At 51.7% G+C, this 19,066-nt stretch carries 17 protein-coding genes and 1 other annotated feature; of the genes, 1 reads left to right on the plus strand and 16 read right to left on the minus strand.

Going from position 1 to position 19,066, the window contains the following annotated elements:
* Positions 1-39 precede the first annotated feature (39 nt).
* From carB to lspA, 8 genes are all read right to left on the minus strand, one after another.
* Entirely contained in the window at positions 40-3,258 is a 3,219-nt protein-coding gene (carB, locus tag AC0YNX_RS12350) for a carbamoyl-phosphate synthase large subunit (RefSeq protein ID WP_475815965.1), read from the minus strand.
* Positions 3,245-4,390, minus strand: a complete 1,146-nt coding sequence (gene carA, locus AC0YNX_RS12355) for a glutamine-hydrolyzing carbamoyl-phosphate synthase small subunit (protein WP_475815966.1) — start codon at positions 4,388-4,390, stop codon at positions 3,245-3,247. The genes carB and carA overlap by 14 nt, the downstream gene beginning before the upstream one ends.
* Positions 4,391-4,485: 95 nt before the next feature.
* Positions 4,486-5,775: a dihydroorotase gene (locus AC0YNX_RS12360; protein WP_475815967.1), complete on the minus strand. Its 1,290-nt coding sequence runs from the start codon at positions 5,773-5,775 to the stop codon at positions 4,486-4,488.
* 50 nt (positions 5,776-5,825) lie between these two features.
* Positions 5,826-6,731, minus strand: a complete 906-nt coding sequence (locus AC0YNX_RS12365) for an aspartate carbamoyltransferase catalytic subunit (protein WP_475815968.1) — start codon at positions 6,729-6,731, stop codon at positions 5,826-5,828.
* Positions 6,732-6,749: 18 nt separating this feature from the next.
* Positions 6,750-7,283, minus strand: a complete 534-nt coding sequence (gene pyrR / locus AC0YNX_RS12370) for a bifunctional pyr operon transcriptional regulator/uracil phosphoribosyltransferase PyrR (RefSeq protein ID WP_475815969.1) — start codon at positions 7,281-7,283, stop codon at positions 6,750-6,752.
* Between the two features lie 306 nt (positions 7,284-7,589).
* Positions 7,590-8,825, minus strand: a complete 1,236-nt coding sequence (locus AC0YNX_RS12375; RefSeq protein WP_475815970.1) for an LL-diaminopimelate aminotransferase — start codon at positions 8,823-8,825, stop codon at positions 7,590-7,592.
* A gap of 114 nt (positions 8,826-8,939) precedes the next feature.
* Complete coding sequence (locus AC0YNX_RS12380; RefSeq protein ID WP_475816238.1) at positions 8,940-9,884, minus strand: RluA family pseudouridine synthase; 945 nt, start codon at positions 9,882-9,884, stop codon at positions 8,940-8,942.
* Positions 9,856-10,392, minus strand: a complete 537-nt coding sequence (lspA, locus tag AC0YNX_RS12385; protein WP_475815971.1) for a signal peptidase II — start codon at positions 10,390-10,392, stop codon at positions 9,856-9,858. Before lspA ends, AC0YNX_RS12380 begins: the two co-directional genes overlap by 29 nt.
* A 192-nt stretch (positions 10,393-10,584) precedes the next feature.
* On the opposite strand from lspA, the gene AC0YNX_RS12390 reads away from it, so the two are divergent.
* Positions 10,585-11,310 carry a TraR/DksA C4-type zinc finger protein gene (locus tag AC0YNX_RS12390; RefSeq protein WP_475815972.1) on the plus strand — a complete coding sequence of 242 codons (726 nt, stop codon included), beginning with the start codon at positions 10,585-10,587 and terminating at the stop codon, positions 11,308-11,310.
* 44 nt (positions 11,311-11,354) lie between these two features.
* Here AC0YNX_RS12390 and AC0YNX_RS12395 read toward each other — a convergent pair whose 3' ends face one another.
* From AC0YNX_RS12395 to pgeF, 8 genes are all read right to left on the minus strand, one after another.
* Positions 11,355-11,687, minus strand: a complete 333-nt coding sequence (locus AC0YNX_RS12395) for a DUF5665 domain-containing protein (protein ID WP_475815973.1) — start codon at positions 11,685-11,687, stop codon at positions 11,355-11,357.
* 125 nt (positions 11,688-11,812) lie between these two features.
* Positions 11,813-14,908, minus strand: coding sequence for an isoleucine--tRNA ligase (gene ileS, locus AC0YNX_RS12400; protein WP_475815974.1), 3,096 nt, complete (start codon positions 14,906-14,908; stop codon positions 11,813-11,815).
* A gap of 48 nt (positions 14,909-14,956) precedes the next feature.
* Positions 14,957-15,229 (minus strand) — a binding site (T-box leader).
* A gap of 65 nt (positions 15,230-15,294) precedes the next feature.
* Positions 15,295-15,795 (minus strand): DivIVA domain-containing protein, encoded by a 501-nt coding sequence (locus tag AC0YNX_RS12405; protein ID WP_475815975.1) that lies wholly within the window; start codon positions 15,793-15,795, stop codon positions 15,295-15,297.
* A gap of 110 nt (positions 15,796-15,905) precedes the next feature.
* Positions 15,906-16,688, minus strand: coding sequence for a YlmH family RNA-binding protein (locus tag AC0YNX_RS12410; protein WP_475815976.1), 783 nt, complete (start codon positions 16,686-16,688; stop codon positions 15,906-15,908).
* Complete coding sequence (locus AC0YNX_RS12415) at positions 16,685-16,948, minus strand: YggT family protein (RefSeq protein ID WP_475815977.1); 264 nt, start codon at positions 16,946-16,948, stop codon at positions 16,685-16,687. Before AC0YNX_RS12415 ends, AC0YNX_RS12410 begins: the two co-directional genes overlap by 4 nt.
* A gap of 7 nt (positions 16,949-16,955) precedes the next feature.
* Complete coding sequence (locus tag AC0YNX_RS12420) at positions 16,956-17,402, minus strand: cell division protein SepF (protein WP_475815978.1); 447 nt, start codon at positions 17,400-17,402, stop codon at positions 16,956-16,958.
* A gap of 28 nt (positions 17,403-17,430) precedes the next feature.
* Positions 17,431-18,153: a YggS family pyridoxal phosphate-dependent enzyme gene (locus tag AC0YNX_RS12425; RefSeq protein ID WP_475815979.1), complete on the minus strand. Its 723-nt coding sequence runs from the start codon at positions 18,151-18,153 to the stop codon at positions 17,431-17,433.
* A complete protein-coding gene (gene pgeF, locus AC0YNX_RS12430) occupies positions 18,150-19,028 on the minus strand; it encodes a peptidoglycan editing factor PgeF (protein WP_475815980.1) in 879 nt (292 codons plus the stop codon). Before pgeF ends, AC0YNX_RS12425 begins: the two co-directional genes overlap by 4 nt.
* Positions 19,029-19,066: the final 38 nt, after the last annotated feature.

The following is a 19,066-nucleotide window of genomic DNA, read 5'->3' on the forward strand; positions in this document are numbered from 1 at the left end:
GAGGCAGGCTTTCGCGGCCACTAAAGGCCTTCATCTCTATTATTTCTGAGCCAATACTGGCATTGGACGCGAAGCGAAGTTAATCGCTTCGAGCATGTTCAGCAATGCGCGTACAGTATCAAGCGATGTCATACATACAACGCCGTTCTCTACTGCTTCACGGCGGATACGGAATCCGTCACGCTCAGGTGTCTTGCCCTTCGTCAAAGTGTTCACGACGAAGTGCGCTTGGTTCTCGCGAATCAGATCTAGAATGTTCGGCGATCCTTCGCTGAGCTTGTTCACGCGTTGTACGCGCAGGCCAGCTTCTTCAAGCGCTGTCGCTGTACCGCCAGTTGCAACAATGTTGTAACCGAGTTCGTAGAAGCCGCGCAGAATCTCGATCGCTTCCGGCTTGTCTTTATCCGATACTGTAGCGATGATCGAGCCAGTTGGCGGGATGCGCATGCCTGCACCAACCAGACCTTTGTACAATGCTTTCGCATAATGATAGTCACGACCCATTACTTCGCCCGTCGATTTCATCTCCGGCGTCAGTGTTGGGTCAACGCGGCGCAGCTTCGCGAACGAGAAGACCGGCACTTTAACCGATACATACTCATCTTCCGGCCACAGGCCGCTCTCGTAACCAAGGCTCGAGAGCTTCGTGCCGAGAATCGCTTGCGTTGCCAGGTTCGCCATCGGGATGTTCGTAACTTTGCTCAGGAACGGAACCGTACGCGAGGAACGTGGGTTAACCTCGATCACGTACACTTCATCCTGGAAGATAACGAACTGGATGTTCACGAGACCGATGACATTCAAGCCGCGTGCGATTTTGTCCGTAATCTCAACCATCTTCTGCTGCAGTTCCTTCGAGATCGACTGCGGCGGGTATACCGCGATCGAGTCGCCGGAGTGAACGCCTGCACGCTCGACGTGCTCCATGATACCTGGGATCAGAACCGTCTCGCCATCGCAGATTGCGTCAACTTCCGCTTCTTTACCAAGCATGTAGCGGTCGATCAGAACCGGATGCTCTGGGTTGATTTTTACAGCTTGAACCATGTATGTCAGCAATTCTTCGTCGGAGTATACGATCTCCATTGCGCGTCCGCCAAGGACGTACGACGGACGAACAAGCACCGGATAACCAAGGCCTTCTGCAGCTTCAACCGCTTCGTCAACGGACGTTACTGTTTTGCCCTTCGGTTGCTTAATGTTCAGCTCGTTCAGAAGCGCTTCGAATTTCTTGCGATCTTCGGCAGCGTCGATGCTCTCAAGGCTCGAGCCAAGGATACGTACGCCTGCCTTAGTCAGTGGAGCAGCAAGATTGATCGCTGTTTGACCACCGAATTGCACGATAACGCCGATTGGATTCTCTTGCTCGATGACGTTCATCACATCTTCGAAGAAGAGCGGCTCGAAGTATAGACGGTCGGATGTACTAAAGTCAGTCGAAACTGTCTCTGGGTTGTTGTTGATAATAACCGCTTCATAGCCTGCCTTCTGAATCGCCCATACTGCGTGTACCGTCGAGTAGTCGAACTCGATACCTTGACCGATACGGATTGGACCGGAACCAAGCACAAGTACTTTCTCCTTGGTTGTTTCCGTTACTTCGTTCTCTACCTCGTATGTCGAGTAGTAGTAAGGCGTTGTCGCTTCGAATTCAGCTGCGCAAGTATCAACCATTTTGTAAACTGGCTTGAGTCCTTGCTCAAGGCGGTATTTGCGAATATCATACTCATCGATCATCGTCGTGTGGTTACCTTCGCGGCGAATATCCGCAATGGAACGATCCGAGAAGCCTTTGCGCTTCGCAGCGTACAGTTGCTCTTTGCTCAGTACGGATGCAGCACGAAGCTCTGCTTCGAATGCTACGATGCCTTCGATCTTGTCAAGGAACCACCAGTCGATCTTCGTCAGGTCTTGAATATCTTGCAGCGCGTAACCGCGGCGGAACGCTTCCGCTACGAGGAACATGCGCTCGTCATCCGGTTTCTGCAGGCGCGTTTGAAGCACTTCGTCGCTCAGCTCAACTGCGTCTTTCAAGTGGAAACGGTGCGTGCCGATCTCGAGGGAACGTACTGCTTTGTGCATCGATTCCTCGAATGTACGGCCGATCGCCATAACCTCGCCTGTTGCTTTCATCTGCGTGCCCAGTTTACGGTTCGCACTTGTGAATTTATCGAACGGCCAGCGTGGAATCTTCGATACGATGTAGTCCAGCGTTGGCTCGAACATTGCATAGGTTTGACCCGTAACCGGGTTCACGAGCTCATCTAGTGTATAACCAACTGCGATCTTCGCAGCCATCTTCGCGATTGGGTAGCCAGTCGCCTTCGATGCGAGCGCCGAGGAACGGCTTACACGCGGGTTAACTTCGATGACGTAGTATTGGTAGCTGTATGGATCAAGCGCGAACTGTACGTTACAGCCGCCTTCGATGCTCAGCGCACGGATGATCTTCAGCGATGCCGAACGAAGCATTTGGTACTCGCGATCGGAAAGCGTTTGGCTTGGTGCTACAACGATAGAATCGCCTGTGTGTACGCCAACGGGGTCGAAGTTCTCCATGTTACAAACGACGATACAGTTGTCGTTCGCGTCACGCATAACCTCGTATTCAACTTCCTTCATGCCTGCGATCGACTTCTCGATCAAGCACTGGTTAATCGGGCTGTAACGAATACCAGAAGCAACTGTTTCAAGCAATTCGGTTTCGTTCGCACAGATACCGCCGCCTGTACCGCCCAGTGTGTATGCCGGACGAACGATGATTGGGTAGCCGATTTCATTAGCAAAATCAACCGCTTCCTGCACTGTCGTTACGATTACCGAATCCGGTACCGGCTGCTCCAACTCACGCATCAGATCGCGGAACAAGTCGCGGTCTTCCGCTTTCTCGATTGCAGTCAGCTGCGTACCGAGCAATTGTACGTTCTCGCTCTCCAGTACGCCTGCACGTGCCAGCGCAACCGCCATGTTCAGGCCAGTTTGTCCGCCCAGTGTCGGCAGCAAGCCATCAGGACGCTCTTGACGGATGATCTGCGTTACGAATTCTAGCGTGATTGGCTCGATGTATACTTTATCAGCCATGTTCGTGTCAGTCATGATTGTTGCCGGGTTGCTGTTGATAAGTACAACCTCGTAGCCTTCTTCTTTGAGCGCTTGGCAAGCTTGCGTACCAGCGTAGTCAAACTCAGCTGCTTGCCCGATGACGATTGGGCCGGATCCGATAACGAGAATTTTTTTCAGCTTATTATTTCTGGGCATATTGCAGCTCTCCTCTCAATGATGCAGCAAGCTCAGCTTGACGCGGTTTTTGCGGGTTGTTCTTCTTATGGTCACGGATCATGTCCAGGAATTCATCGAACAGGTAGCTCGAATCGTAAGGTCCTGGCGCTGCTTCCGGGTGATATTGAACCGAGAATGCCGGGAATTCCGAGTGCTTGAGGCCTTCGATTGTCCGGTCATTGTTGTTGATATGCGATACTTCCAGCTTCGTGCCTGCAACCGACTCTTCAACAACAGTGTAGCCATGGTTCTGGCTCGTGATGTAGCAGCGGCCTGTAGCCAGTTCCTTCACAGGATGGTTGCCGCCGCGGTGGCCGAACTTCAGCTTCGCTGTGTCAGCGCCGCAAGCGAGTGCGAACAATTGGTGTCCAAGGCAGATACCGAAGATCGGGTATTCGCCGAGCAGTTCTTGAATCATCTTAACAGCGTGCGGTACATCTTTCGGGTCGCCAGGGCCGTTGGACAACTGAATGCCGTCCGGGTTCAGGCGGCGGATTTGATCTGCTGTTGTGTCATGAGGTACAACGACAACGTCGCAGCCGCGTTTCGTCAGCTCGCGCAGAATTCCGCTCTTCGCGCCGTAGTCAACAAGCACGATACGCTCGCGGTCGCCAGGGCTCGAGAAGATGCTCTTCGTCGATGTGCGTGCAACTTGATCGCGCATAAGCGGCGAGATGTTCAGACGCTCTGCAAGCTCTTCTACACGCTCAGCACCTGTCGAGAGAATGCCTTTCATCGTACCGAAGTGACGAAGCTTACGAGTCAGCATCCGTGTATCAATATCGCTAATTCCGATAATGCCGTATTCTTTCAGCAGGCGGTCAAGCGTATATTCCGCTCTCCAGTTGCTTGGCACTGGCTCGTGACGACGAACGACAAACCCGTGAATATAAGGGCGAACCGCTTCAAAGTCATCGCGCGTAATGCCATAGTTACCGATCAGCGGATAGGTCATTGTCACGATCTGTCCGCAGTAGGACGGATCAGAAAGCACCTCTTGGTAGCCTGTAATCCCGGTATTAAATACGACCTCACCCGTGGATTGTCCCTCAGCGCCAAAGCCGAGTCCTGTAAACAGTGTGCCGTCTTCCAACAACAATCTAGCTTGCATCCGTATCACTCCTAAAAGTTATTGCGAATCTTCCCATCCTGCACTTGAAGCATCCGCTCTCGTTATCGAATCATGATCTCTATATTTCGCTATTCTTACAGTTCCGACCAAACGACGTTCCCATTCACGATTGTTGCAACTGGCCAGCCATGCAGCTTCCAACCGCCGAACGGAGTGTTCTTGCCCTTCGAAGCGAAGCTCTCCGGATTCACTTCACGCTCGTTCTCCAGATCGACAATCGTGAGGTCAGCCGGTGCTCCTGCTTGCAGGAGGCCGCTCTTGAGGCCAAACACGCGAGCCGGATCTTCAGTCATACGTTTCAAAAGGAAGCCGAGCGTCCATTTGCCTGTGCGAACGAACTTCGTATACATAAGCGGGAATGCCGTTTCGAAGCCTGTGATGCCGAATGGCGCGAGTAACATACCCTTAGCCTTCTCTTCTTGGCTGTGCGGCGCATGGTCAGTTACGATCATGTCGAGCGTACCGTCTTCCAAGCCTTCAATAACTGCCTGCACGTCGCGAGGCGAGCGTAGCGGCGGGTTCATTTTCCAATTTGCATCCATGCTTGGAATGTCTTCATCCGAGAGGATCAAGTGATGCGGACAAACTTCAGCAGTCACTTTAATGCCGATCTGCTTCGCCATCCGGATCAACCGTACGGACTGCTCTGTGCTCACGTGGCAGACGTGATAGTGAACGCCTGTCGCTTCCGCAAGGAGGATATCACGTCCAACGTGGATCGCTTCGGACTCGTTCGGAATACCCTTCAGGCCGTTCTCACGAGCGAACTTGCCATCCGTCACTGCCGCGCCGACGACGAGAGAATCGTCTTCACAGTGCGCGATAACCGGCATGTTCATCGAAGCTGCCAGGTTCATCGCATCTTTCATCATTTGCGCGTTCTGTACGCCAACACCATCGTCTGTAAAGCCGATTGCGCCAGCTTCCTTCAGCGCCGCGAAGTCAGTCAGCTCACGGCCGAGCTCGTTCTTCGTAATCGCCGCGTAAGGCAAAACGTTGACGATGCCTGCTGTTGCTGCCTTATCCAATATGTAACGCACGGTTTCTGGTGTGTCCGTTACTGGGCGCGTGTTCGGCATACATGCGATCGTTGTGAAGCCACCGCGTGCTGCCGAGCGAGTACCGCTCGCGATATCTTCTTTATATTCAAAGCCTGGTTCACGCAAGTGGACATGCATATCAACGAAGCCTGCAGAGATCAACTTTCCATTCGCATCAATCGTATCGTGGCCAGCCGTGTCCGGCGCGCCTTCCGATGCATCTTGAATAGCTGCAATGAGACCATTCTCAACACGTACATGCTTGCGTACCGCTTCGCCTGTCTGTTCGTCCCATACGAGACCGTTAAGTATCCATAATGCCATAATCGGTTCGTTCTCCTTTATGTTTGCTATATTTGGTTAACCCGCCCGTATTAGGCTAGTGCCCGTTCAATAACGGCCATCCGAATCGGCACGCCGTTCTCCATCTGCGGGAAAATGCGTGATTGCGGACTTTCGATTACCGCATCGTCGATCTCAACGCCTCGGTTAATCGGTGCCGGATGCATGATGATCGCATGCGGCGCGATTGTCGCTGCACGCTCTTCTGTTAAACCGAACTGTTCGCGGTATGCCTCTGCTGGTCCCATCATGCCGCCTTCATGACGTTCAAGCTGCACGCGCAGCATCATGACGACGTCCGAGCGCAGCGCTTCTTCCATGGTGACATAGGTTGCATTCAGCTCCGGCGCCCGCAGATTGTCAGGCGAGCAGAACCGCACGTTCGCGCCAAACTTCTGCAGTGCGTACAAGTTCGAGCGAGCCACTCGGCTATGAAGAACATCGCCGATAATCGTGACTGTCAGCCCTTTCAGCTCTCCGAACTGCTTGCGCATCGTATACAGATCAAGCAATCCTTGTGTCGGATGCTCATTGTTGCCGTCACCTGCGTTGATGAGCGGCACTTTGATCTTCTCGCTAAGCTCCGCTAGCACGCCATTGGGCTTTAGCCGGATGATCCCTGCGTCGATGCCCATCGACTCCAGCGTGCGGACCGTATCATAAATGGATTCACCCTTCTGAACACTGGAGACGGCTGCCGAGAAGTTCAACACTTGTGCGCCAAGCCGTTTCTCCGCCACTTCGAAGGAGAACCTCGTTCTTGTACTATTCTCAAAAAACATATTCGCTACAAATTTTTCATGCAGCACCGGATTTAGCTTGTTCGAGCTTGCTTCCCAATATGCCGCCCGATCAAGAATTGAAGTAATTTCTTCTTTGCTAAGTTCCTTCAGTCCGAGCAAGCTTCGCTGTTTAATCAATGTTGCTGTTGTTGTCATGTCCAAAGCTTCCTCCTTCTAATGGATGATTGTTACTTGTTCGTTCTCGTCCACTTCCTGGAGCGACACTTCAATTTGTTCAAGCTTCGAGGTCGGAACGTTCTTGCCGACATAGTCAGGTCTGATCGGCAGCTCGCGATTGCCTCTGTCTACGAGCACCGCCAGTTGAATCAGCTGCGGTCTGCCGCAATCCATCAGAGCGTCCATCGCTGCGCGTATGGTCCGTCCGGTGTAGAGCACATCGTCGAACAGGATGACTCGTTTGTCCTTCACGTTCACAGAAGCTGAATTACCAATGGAGGCTTTCGAGATCCCGGCTTCCCGATCGTCGCGGTAAGAGGTGATGTCGAGCTCCTGCACTTCTACCGGCGCACCTTCGATCTCGCAAATCTGTTCGGCTACTCGTCTAGCCAAGTAAATGCCTCTTGTCCGAATCCCTACAAGGACGCAATTGTCGATGCCCTTGTTCTTCTCGACAATTTCGTGGGCAATTCGAGTTAAAGCGCGCCGTATAGCCGCTTCGTCCATAATGATGCGATGCTGTTCATCCATCTGGATCCATTCCCTCCCGGCTTGTTCTTCACCGAATAGCTGCTTTCAACTTCTGGCTGGGCACAAAAAAACTCCTTGCGAGAGTTCGCAAGGAGTTAACTGTTTACGCCGGTGATCAACTATAGGATGTAAGGCAAGCCCCGCTGATGCGTACACACGCAAGCGGATAGGATTGTCCTGCTATAAGTTGAATCAGCGAATCACGTTACCTTGCCAGCCTCTCTGGACTGAATTAAAGGTACTGCTGTTCATTAGAAGAATTATCTCATGTCGAAACATGCATGTCAAGATTGTTTTCTTCTTCGATTACAGCGACAATTTCGTGATCCGTTCAACCGCTTTTTCCGTATTCTCGCGGCTTCCGAAAGCCGTCAAGCGGAAGTAGCCTTGGCCTGCTTGACCGAAGCCAACGCCAGGTGTTCCGACAATGTTCGCTTCCGACAGAAGCTTGTCGAAGAATGCCCATGAATCAAGTCCGTTTGGCGTCTTCAACCAGATGTAAGGCGCGTTCACGCCGCCGAATACTTCAAGCCCAAGTGAAGAGAGACCTTCACGGATAATGCCTGCATTCGTCATGTAGTAGTCGATGATGGAAGCGATTTGAGCTTTGCCCTCTGGCGAGTAGATCGCCGATGCGCCGCGTTGCGTTACATAAGATACGCCGTTGAACTTCGTTGTGTGGCGGCGGTTCCACAGATCGTTAACGAGAAGTACGTTGCCGTCTGCATCTTTCGCTTTCAGCTCGCGAGGTACTACCGTGTATGCGCAGCGCACGCCTGTGAAGCCGGCTGTCTTCGAGAAGCTGCGGAATTCGATCGCAACTTCCTTCGCGCCTTCAATCTCATAGATGCTGCGTGGAACGTCAGCTTCTTGGATGAATGCTTCGTACGCGGAATCGTACAAGATGATGCAGTCGTTCGCTTTGGCGAAATCAACCCAGCGCTTCAGCTCTTCCTTCGACAGCGTCATGCCCGTCGGATTGTTCGGGTAGCAAAGGTAGATCAGATCTACTTTGCGGTCAGGCAAGCTTGGCGTGAAGTTGTTGGAAGCATCACACTTAAGGTAAACGATGTTCTCGTATTGGTTGGTTTCTTTGTTGAACTTACCGGAACGACCCGCCATTACGTTCGTATCCACATAAACCGGGTAAACCGGATCTTGTACAGCGACAACCGCGTTCTCACTGAAGATCTCTTGAATATTACCAACGTCGCACTTGGAGCCATCGCTTACGAATACTTCGTTCGTGCCGATGTCGATGCCGCGCGCTTTGTAGTCGTTATTGATAATATCGTTGATCAAGAAGTCATAACCTTGCTCCGGGCCATAGCCGCGGAATGTGCCTGGATTCGAGAGCTCATCTACAGCTGCGTGCATCGCTTTCGTAATCGCGTCTGGAAGGCCGCGTGTTACATCGCCGATACCGAGGCTAATAATTTGCGCGTTCGGGTTATCCTGGATGAACTTCGTACGGCGTTTCGCGATTTCGGAGAACAGGTAGCTGCCTTGCAGCTGTGTATAGTTTTGATTAATTTGCGTCATGGATCTTCCTCACCCTTCGTTTCACTTATTCCAATTTGAATCCATCATAGCGTATCGGGTGTGTTTAGCCACATAAAGTAAATGGCGAAAAGTTTGCACTAATCTACAGTCCAGTTAGCGCTGACGCAGAATCATCAATTCATGCTCCATATCCGGCGGAATCGGCGCTTCAAATTCCATGTATTCCCCTGTGCGCGGATGAACGAATCCCAGCACCGCCGCATGCAGCGCCTGCCCCTTGAGGCCGATCGTCTTATTCCGTCCGTAGAGCGGATCGCCGGCAAGCGGATGTTCGATATACTTCATATGAACACGGATCTGATGCGTGCGTCCTGTCTCGAGCTTCAGCTCAAGCAGCGTATAATCGCCGAAACGTTCAACCACTTGAAAATGGGTAACAGCATGTTTACTGCCTTTGTGGATGACAGTGTACAGCTTCCGGTCCCTCGGATCTCTTCCGATAGGTGCATCAACCGTTCCGTGCTCATGCGGCATGTTGCCATGAACGAGCGCGAGATACTTACGGGTAACGCTATGCTCCTTGAGCTGTGCCGCGAGTGATGCATGCGCAAGGTCATTCTTCGCCGCCATTAGCAAGCCTGAAGTATCTTTGTCGATACGATGCACAATACCCGGCCGCATCACTCCGTTAATGCCCGATAGGTCTTTGCAATGGTACATAAGCGCATTCACAAGCGTGCCGGAGTAATGACCCACCGCAGGATGAACAACCATGCCGCGCGGCTTGTTGATGACAATGACGTCACTGTCCTCATAGACGACGTCAAGCGGAATCGGCTGCGCTTCAATGACCGCTTCTTCCGGTTCAGGAATAATAACCGTGACCTGATCAGCCACGGCTAGTTTATAATTCGCTTTGACGGCTCGTCCATTCACGAGAACAGCTCCGCTCTTGATCCATTCCTGCACCTGTGTGCGGGATACGGTTCCTTCTTCGATGCTTTCCGTCACATATTTATCAAGACGCTCGCCAGCATCGCTCTCATCTACAGCGAAAGCCATCGGCTCTTCATTGAATAAACTGTTGTCCTTGTCCATTAAGTTCATCTTGTCCATTTCGTTCTTGTCTGTCATTCGAATCTCCGTTCTCATTCTTCGAAGTAATAAATGCATCCAGCAGGATCAGGACGACACCGACAAAAATACCGGAGTCTGCCAAGTTAAAGATCGGGAATACATAGCTGCCGAATGTGAATTGCAGAAAATCAACCACTTCACCATATAGAGCGCGCTCCAAGAAGTTGCCAAGTGCGCCGCCAAGTACCATGCCAAGTCCCGACAGAAGCAATACTTTGCCAGTGTTACGAATTCTGGTTATGTACCACACGATGCCGATAATTACGATTATTGTAATGGCAACGAAAAAAATCCGCTGATTCTGCAAAATGCTGAATGCCGCACCTTTGTTCCGTACGGAAGTAATGACGAAGAAATCGCCGATTACTTGCTTTTGCTCGCCTAGCGCTACGCTGTGTTCAATCCATTTTTTGCTCAAATAGTCCACTACGAATACGAATACCGCCAGCCAATAATAGTAGAATTTCACAGCATATGCCCCCTTGTCCCCAACATTGTAGCATACGAAGGCTATTGCAGACTAGAGGCGCGGTCAACGCCCCTTTTGCCAGTGTATCCATGAATGCCCGTCTCTAAAAATGGCGCAAAGTGCAGAAACTATCGTCACGAAGCAGCAACTGCAAATCACCATCAAGCTAAGACGAAAAGAGGGCTTGCACAGATGACGAACCCGAACTTAACGAATACACAGCTCCGCAATTTGCGCAGCAGCCTTGTCGTGGAGAAAGCCGCCATAGAGCAGCGTATGGCCAGCAGCGATCATTACGGATTAGCCAATTCATACAAAGATTCTACAGGCGATTTGTCCTCCTATGACAACCACCCTGCCGATGCGGCAACAGAGACCTACGAACGCGGCAAAGATATTGCGCTGCACGAGCAGGAGGAGCTTCACTTGAACCGCATTAACGCAGCGCTGGGGGCCATGGACAACGGCACTTACGGCAAGTGCAGCACTTGCGGCGAGCAGATACCGCATGCGCGGCTGCAGGCACTGCCTGATACGCTCTATTGCGCGGCGCATTCTCCGCGCCAGGATATCTCAGAGCATCGGCCAGTCGAAGAGGAGTTTCTTTATCCGCCATTCGGCAGAACGAGCATGGATGACCATGAAGACGGCTATAACGGCTATAACGGCTTCGATGGCGAAGACGCTTGGCAAATTGTCGAGTCTTATGGCAACTCCGATTCTCCAGCCATGTCGGAGAACGCTAATGTGCAGCGTTATGACGAAGTCGGCATCGAAGCCGATGAGGCCGACGGCTATGTTGAGACGCTGGAGAGCTTCCTAGCCACTGACATTACTGGCAAGCATGTCAGCGTCGTGCGCAATAAAGAATATTACAGCTACATGGAGCATGAAGAAGGCGATCATACGCTGGAATAACAGCAATCGGATCGCCAGAAGTTTGACCATTGGGTCTGTTACTGTCAGTAAGTTTTGCCTTCGAGCTGATGCTGAACAATGCGAACAATATCAGCTATGTAGTCGCCGATAATCGGCAAGTTAAGCGCGCCGAGCAGCTGCAGCACGTACAGAATCGTCGCGGCAAAGAAGGTGAATCCGATCGCGATGCCTACGCCGCGCGCTGTGCCGCCAAGCAGGTTGCGCCACATGAGCGAGAACGGACGATTCAGCAGCAAGACGTAATCGGCTATTTGTGACCGCTCCATCTCGATTACGACTTTCTGCAGCCGCTTCTCCAGCGCGTCAAGTGAATGGCGAACACTCTTCAGATCCTGTTCATGATTATCTTCCGACATGGATACATCCCTCCCCAGGGTGCAACACAAACAAAGCCCATGCACGGTATGCGGCGAGCGGCAAAAGCTGCTCGCCCGCAAGCTGATGTGCATGGGCGTTCGTGTTGTTTGCTGCTATGAGGTTACTATACCCTCACAACTGAAATTCCAATCTCGCGGTCGCCAAGCGATACGCGTTCCATATCTTCAGACTTCGCATATTCCACGCTCTTCAGCAGGACGTTCTCGAACAGTACAGCTTCGAATGCCGTAAGTGCTGCTTGCAGCTCTGCATCTGCATCAAGAACGAGATGAACACGCAGCTCGATTGGCAGATCCAGCTTCTTCCGCGTATCTTGAACGGCACGAATGACTTCGCGCACAAGCCCCTCTTGCTCCAGCTCAGGCGTAATATCCGTATTGATCGCAACAGTCAGCTGATAGCCGGAAGCCGATGCATAACCCGTTTTCGCCTGCTTCTCTACCAGCAGCTCATCTAGCGTAATGTCGAAGCTCTCGCCTTCCGCAGAAGTGAAGCTCAGTACACCAGCCTTCACGATCTCGCTCGTTTGCTGAGCCGTCAACGACTTCAAGTAGCCTTGGATCGGTCCAACATGCTTGCCGTACTTCTTGCCCGCTACTTTCAAGTTCAGCTTGAACGTGAAGTCAACGAAGCCACTGTCGCCGCTTGCGATTGTGATTGCCTTAACGTTGATCTCATCCTTGATAACATCTTCGTACGGCGCAAGATCGAACTCATTATCAAGCGCAACGATCAGCTCGGAGAGCGGCTGACGCGTCTTGATGCCTGTTTCGTTACGAACGTTGCGAGCCAGCTCAACGATCTGTCTTGCTGTTTCCATATCGCGTTCAAGCTTCTCGTCGATTGCCGCTTCATCTGCCTTCGGATAATCCGCCAGATGAACGCTGCTGCCGTCGCCAAGGTTAGTGTACACATCTTCAGCAAGAAGTGGTGCGAACGGAGCGATCAGACGGGAAAGCGTCAGTAACACGGAACGAAGCGTGCCGTAAGCGTCCAGCTTATCGTCAGTTAAGCCGCTGCCCCAGAAACGGTCGCGCGAACGGCGGATGTACCAGTTGCTCATCTCGTCGACGAATCCTTCAATGGCTTTCGCTGCATTCAAGAAGTCATAATTCGCAAGGCTCTTATTCACTTGAACGACAAGGCTGTTCAGGCGGGATACGATCCAGCGATCCAATTGATTGTCGGATACGCGGACCGGCTGAGCAGCAGGATCGTAACCATCAATGGAAGCATAGAGCGCGAAGAACGCATGCGTGTTCACGATCGTGTCGATTACTTTCGATTTCGCTTCGCCTACGATGCCGCGGGAGAAGCGTTTGCTGTTCCATGGCGCGCTGTCCGCAAGAAGCGCCCAACGGAATGCGTCTGTTCCGTACTCATTGATGATTTCCCACGGGTCGATAACGTTGCCCTTGGACTTCGACATCTTCTGGCCGTTCTCATCGAGAATATGGCCTGTCGAGATAACTGCTTTGTACGGAGCTTTACCGTTATAGAGCGTCGATACGGCCAGCAAGCTGAAGAACCAGCCGCGCGTTTGGTCGATCCCTTCGCAGATCATGTCCGCCGGATACTGCTCAGCGAACGTTTGCTCATTCTCGAATGGATGGTGATATTGCGCGAATGGCATCGAACCGCTGTCGAACCACACGTCGATGACTTCAGACGTTCTCGTCATCACGCCGCCTTCGCAGTGTGGGCAGTGCAGCTTGACTTCGTCCACGTACGGTTTATGAAGCTCGATGTCTTCCGAGATTGGCGATACCGAACGCTTCACTAGATCCGCTCTGCTGCCTGGCGAATGTTGCTCGCCGCAGCTGTCGCAGATCCAAACGTTCAGCGGCGTTCCCCAGTATCGGTTACGGCTGATGTTCCAATCAACGAGATCCTCCAGGAATTTGCCGAAGCGGCCTTCACGGAGGTGGCCCGGATACCATTCCACGCCGCTGTTGTTCGCGATGAGCTGATCCTTCACAGCCGTTGTCTCGATGAACCAGCTGTCTGTTGCATAGTAGATCAGTGGTGTCTTGCAGCGCCAGCAGAACGGGTAGCTGTGCTCATAACGTTCTTTGGAGAAGAGCAATCCGCGTTCGCTGAGCATTTTCACGATATCGACATCGCATTCTTTAACGAAACGTCCAGCCAAATCGGTTACGAGCTCCACATAACGGCCAGCATTGTCGACAACGTTCAGGAAGCTTACACCATTCGCACGGGCAACCTTGTAGTCATCATCACCATGCGCAGGCGCGATATGAACGATACCCGTACCGCTTGAATCGCTGACGAAATCGCCTGGGATGATAAAGTGACCATTCTCGACTTCTGCATATTTGAACGGCGGCTGGTATTTCTTGCCGAGCAGCTCTTCGCCTCTCAGCGTCTCCCCAACCTCGTACTCGCCTTTAAATACGCTCTCTACAAGCGCTTTAGCCACGATGAAGACTTCTCCGCCTTGAGCGACACGTACGTATTCCAGGTTCGGGTTAACCGCAAGCGCCACGTTTGCCGGAAGCGTCCAAGGCGTTGTCGTCCACGCAAGCACGGACTCGTTCGAGTCCACAAGCTTGAACTTCGCCGTTGCACTAAGATCCTTCACATCTTCGTAACCTTGCGCCACTTCATGGGAGCTAAGTGTCGTCTGGCAGCAAGGGCAGTACGGGCTTACGCGGTGACCGCGGTACAGCAGCCCTTTGCCATGAATCGTCGAGAGGAGCTGCCATACGCTCTCGATATAGTTATTATTCAGCGTGATGTACGGATCGTCCATATTGGTCCAGTACCCAATCGCTTCGGTCAATTCACGCCATTGACGCTCGTACTCGAATACGCTGTTCTTGCACTTGTTAATGAACGCTTCAACGCCGTAGTTCTCGATTTCTTGCTTGCCCGAGATGCCGAGTTGCTTCTCAACGCCTAGCTCAACCGGCAGACCGTGCGTATCCCAGCCTGCTTTGCGCACAACACGATAGCCGTCCATCGTCTTGTAACGTCCGATGAAGTCCTTGATGACTCGGCCAAGCATGTGCCCGATGTGCGGCGCACCATTCGCTGTCGGCGGTCCCTCATAGAATACGAAATTCGGCTTGCCTTCCCGATTCACGATGGACTGCTTGAACGTATCTTCTGTTCTCCATTTGGCTAGAACACGCATATCGCGGTTTCTCGCCTTCTCTTTCACGTCGACGCGCTGCATACTTCATACCCCTTCCTTTTTAGAAAAAATAAAAAAAGCCCCGCCCCTGTAAGGGACGAGACTTGTGCTCGCGTTACCACCCTAATTCCAAACTAAGCAAAATAAACGCCTGCTCGCTTGGCACCTTCGTCACGGATGCATGCATCCGAGTTCCTTGTAACGGTGGACTTCCGGCTGACGCTTACTGCTTATGGCATCCATAAGGTTCTGCATCGCTTCTCGGAGATGATATTCCGCAAGTAGTAGCACACCGGCTTTCAGCGTAGACCGGCTCTCTGGGGAGCTAATAGTTTGCGTACTCGTTCTCGTCAACGAAATACATATAAAATGATTATTACCATTTATACGCCATTCCAAACCAATTGTCAAACCTAAACCAAACTTTCTTAGAACCCGCGACTGATTTCCGCAGATATCGTGGAAGGCGGTCCTTCAAGCGAATCCCAGCTATCATGGCTGAGCAGCTCAAGCTGCGCTTCCACGAGCGTACGGAATCTTGCGCGATAGATCGAAGCCTGTTTCTTCAGCTCCTCGACCTCAAGCGCGACTTTACGGGACTTGTTCAGCGATTCATTAATGATGCGGTCCGCATTCTTCTCCGCTTCCTTCACGATCAGCTGAGCTTCCTTCTTCGCGTTGCCGCGCACTTCATCAGCCGCTTCTTGCGCGACGATAATCGTCTTGCTAAGCGTCTCTTCAATGTTTGCAAAGTGGTTCAACTTCTCTTGCAGGGTAAGTGCCTGGTTCTGGATCTCTTTGTTCTCGCGAATGAGCGCTTCATAGTCTTTAATGACTTGATCGAGAAACTCATTCACTTCATCCTCGTCGTATCCGCGAAGACGTCTGCCGAATTCTTTGTTATGTATGTCCAATGGCGTGAGCGGCATTGGGGCACCTCCTGAGTGTTATCGAAGGGGAAAAAACGTAAGGACGTTTAATCCTTCCAGAATAAGTATACTTCTCAATTCGACAAGTGAAGTCATTTTCCTGCAATCGATTAGATAAATTTGCCGATTTTGACTCTTACTCTGCCTTTTTTCGAAACTCCTTCAACAACTAGCACCTTGAAACGCCCGAGACCCTGCATCGAAACGACGTCGCCTTCCTTCAGTGGAGTGGATGGATCCTCCTCCACTCGCCAATTCACCCGGCATCTGCCTGCGCGAATGGGATCAACGATCTTCGTCCGGCTAATCCGGTGCACGTCGCTTGCGATACCGTCAAGACGCAAAGAAGCCACCGACAGGTTCATCTCTTCCATGGCAGACACAGCCGGCTGCAGCTTCGCAAGCGGCAAAATTTCCGTCAGGACATGAACGCGGTGGACTTGTCTAAGATGAATATTTATATACTCGGCGATCTCCTCCAAGACAAGACAATGGCATTTGTCTTCATGGATATGCAAATCACCGATTCGATCCCGCTTAATGCCGAGTCCGAGCAAGGCTCCTAGATAGTCGCCGTGATCGAGCTCCAGATGCCCCTTCGTATCGCCGGATACTTCAATCAACGCGATACCTTCCGGCTCATCGTCTAGATAGCGATAGTCTGGCGCGATAATGGCTCGTCTGCGCTCAGCGCCTTCAGAACCACCGAACAGCTTGATCTGCACTGCCGGATTCCGGTTCACAAGCGAAGTTACAATCTCCGCTTGTCTCGGATCAAGAAAATCAGTCTTCTTTAATTCGTGGAAATTCGCAGCCCGCTCCACCCATTCTTCTGCGCGGTCAACGAAAACCCGCTCATCGGGATGAAAGTGAACATAGATTTCGTTCTTCATACAATCATGTCAATAACGGAAATCAAACCAAGCGCGACGAAACGAAGCGCGAACAACGCTACGATCGGCGAGATGTCGATTACGCCGCCAATGGAAGGAATAAATCGGCGGAATGGAGCTAAATACGGCTCAACAAGCTTACTCAGCAGTTGGCCGATAAAGCTTTCGCGCAAGCTAGGCAGCCACGATAGCAGGACGTACGCGATAATCATATACGTGTAAATTTGGGATAGCGTTAATATTAGGCTTGCAATGTCCAACTTACGGTCACCTCATTTTTTTGTAGTCTTGCTCATCGACCAGCATTTCGGATATCGCACCTTGAATCTCCACCGTATCCGGTGTGCAAAGAAAAATATTCGAACCCACCTTAGATATGCCGCCGTTCAGCGCATAGATCGTTCCGCTTAGGAAATCAACAATACGCACCGCCTGATCGGAGCGCACGCGCTGCAAATTGACAACGACTGAGCGGTGCGAACGCAGGTGGTCGGCAATTTCTTGCGCTTCCTCGTAGGAACGCGGCTCATTCAGGATGACGCGGACATTCTTCTGAGAATGGATGCTGACGATATTATTACCCTTTGCAGTTTGTTTACGTGCTTCGAATGGAGAAGTTTCAACTTCTTGTTCTTCTTGATTATCAATTCGCTCACGTTCAACGACTTCTTCTTCGTCCTGCAAGCCGAGAAAATTCATGAACTTATTCATCATTTCAGATCGACCTCTTTCTTATAGGTTACTAGCTCTTCCCAACAAGCACCGTTCCAAGTCTAAGCCACGTTGCGCCTTCCTCGACTGCGACCTCGAAGTCACCGGACATGCCCATCGACAACCCCTTAATTGGCTTGTTCAGCACGGAGCTTTGATTCAATTCATCTCTAAGCTGCCGTAATCCCCGAAATACGGGACGAGACTGCTCGCCATCGCTGTCAAACGGTGCCATCGTCATCAAACCGACTGGTTCAATGTGCGAGTATGATGCCAGCTCTCTCGCGAAGTTCCCGAGTTCCTCCGGTTGCAAACCATGCTTGCTGTCTTCCCCCGAAACGTTCACCTGAATAAAGCAAGGTACGACAATACCCAGCTGCTCCGCGCGGCGATCAATTGCCTGTGCGAGCGATAGCCGGTCCAATGAGTGTATGTATGTGAATTTCCCGACGACATCTTTCACTTTATTCGTTTGCAGTGATCCGATAAAATGCCATACAGCTTGTCCAGCCGGCGAGTTGTCTGTACTGCCGTCCCAATTCGTACCTGTAATTGCATTCCACTTGTCCGAAGCATCCTGCCAGCGGTTCTCGCCTAAATGAACGATGCCCGCTCCCAGAACATGCTGCGTCTGCTCGATACCAACATACTTGGTAACCGCAATTCGTTCAATCTCCGAGCGCTCTCTGCCGCTTCTGGCGCAAGCCTCAGCAAGCCGCTGCTCTACATCATCAATTCGTTGCAATAGGGTCACGCTTCAAAATCTCCTTCTCTCATGCCGATCCAGCTAGCCATTCTTCCGGTCGAGCCGCCTTCCATTCGATGCGAGTAGAAGACATTCGTGGAACAGCCGGTGCACCACTCTGAACATTCGATATGACTCGGCAAAATTCCTGCTTTTATCATAATCTGTCGGTTCAATTCTTTCAAGTTTATCCTAGCTTTGCCTGTTGTGGTCGGTTGTACCAGCTCGGCTTCATCCAGCTGAAGCTCCTGAATAATGGGTTTTACCCGATCTAGGACAACATCATTGACCTCATAGCAGCAGATTCCGATGGACGGTCCGATCGCTCCGCGAATCGACCCAGGCTCAGAGCCGAAATTCGCCGCCATCGCTTCAACCGTCTTCCTGGCAATTTCAAGCACAGTTCCTTTCCAGCCGGCATGCGCCAGCGCGATTACTTCCTTCTGCGGATCGTAGAAGTAAAGCGGCACACAATCGGCATAGAACGAGGTTAAGAGCACATTCTTCTCATTCGTAACCAGCGCGTCTGTATCCTGAATCGCGTCAGCACGGCTGTCCTTGCCCTTGCCGCGGTCCTCTGAACGCACGACATGAACATGGTTGCCATGCACTTGCTCTCCACAGGTCCAGGCATCGAACGTCCAGCCTAGCGCTTCCGCTATGAGCTCGCGATTGCGAATGACATGCTCATCTGCATCCCCGACATGCAGCCCGCAATTGAGCGATTGCCATGGGGTTTCGCTTACCCCGCCGCTCCGTCCTGTAAAACCTGCCGTTAATCCTGCGAATCCGTTCGTCCAGTCAGACAATAAAAAAAGCGAAGGCGTCTTCGCTGTATGTTCATTTTGCACATCACTCAATTGTATAAACGGTTCCCTATTCATATCTTCACCTCAAATTCCAGTTTACCACGCAAGCAGCC

The sequence above is a fragment of the Paenibacillus sp. J31R98 genome, assembly GCF_056269245.1.

What these genes read in the sequence shown, in the direction of transcription:
- AC0YNX_RS12420 (WP_475815978.1), bottom strand. Translation starts at nt 17,402, where the DNA reads ATGATGAATAAGTTCATGAATTTTCTCGGCTTGCAGGACGAAGAAGAA.
- AC0YNX_RS12410 (WP_475815976.1), bottom strand. Translation starts at nt 16,688, where the DNA reads ATGAAGAACGAAATCTATGTTCACTTTCATCCCGATGAGCGGGTTTTC.
- carA (WP_475815966.1), bottom strand. Translation starts at nt 4,390, where the DNA reads ATGCAAGCTAGATTGTTGTTGGAAGACGGCACACTGTTTACAGGACTC.
- ileS (WP_475815974.1), bottom strand. Translation starts at nt 14,908, where the DNA reads ATGCAGCGCGTCGACGTGAAAGAGAAGGCGAGAAACCGCGATATGCGT.
- AC0YNX_RS12360 (WP_475815967.1), bottom strand. Translation starts at nt 5,775, where the DNA reads ATGGCATTATGGATACTTAACGGTCTCGTATGGGACGAACAGACAGGC.
- pyrR (WP_475815969.1), bottom strand. Translation starts at nt 7,283, where the DNA reads ATGGATGAACAGCATCGCATCATTATGGACGAAGCGGCTATACGGCGC.
- AC0YNX_RS12375 (WP_475815970.1), bottom strand. Translation starts at nt 8,825, where the DNA reads ATGACGCAAATTAATCAAAACTATACACAGCTGCAAGGCAGCTACCTG.
- AC0YNX_RS12365 (WP_475815968.1), bottom strand. Translation starts at nt 6,731, where the DNA reads ATGACAACAACAGCAACATTGATTAAACAGCGAAGCTTGCTCGGACTG.
- AC0YNX_RS12395 (WP_475815973.1), bottom strand. Translation starts at nt 11,687, where the DNA reads ATGTCGGAAGATAATCATGAACAGGATCTGAAGAGTGTTCGCCATTCA.
- carB (WP_475815965.1), bottom strand. Translation starts at nt 3,258, where the DNA reads ATGCCCAGAAATAATAAGCTGAAAAAAATTCTCGTTATCGGATCCGGC.
- AC0YNX_RS12380 (WP_475816238.1), bottom strand. Translation starts at nt 9,884, where the DNA reads ATGGACAAGGACAACAGTTTATTCAATGAAGAGCCGATGGCTTTCGCT.
- AC0YNX_RS12405 (WP_475815975.1), bottom strand. Translation starts at nt 15,795, where the DNA reads ATGCCGCTCACGCCATTGGACATACATAACAAAGAATTCGGCAGACGT.
- AC0YNX_RS12390 (WP_475815972.1), top strand. Translation starts at nt 10,585, where the DNA reads ATGACGAACCCGAACTTAACGAATACACAGCTCCGCAATTTGCGCAGC.
- pgeF (WP_475815980.1), bottom strand. Translation starts at nt 19,028, where the DNA reads ATGAATAGGGAACCGTTTATACAATTGAGTGATGTGCAAAATGAACAT.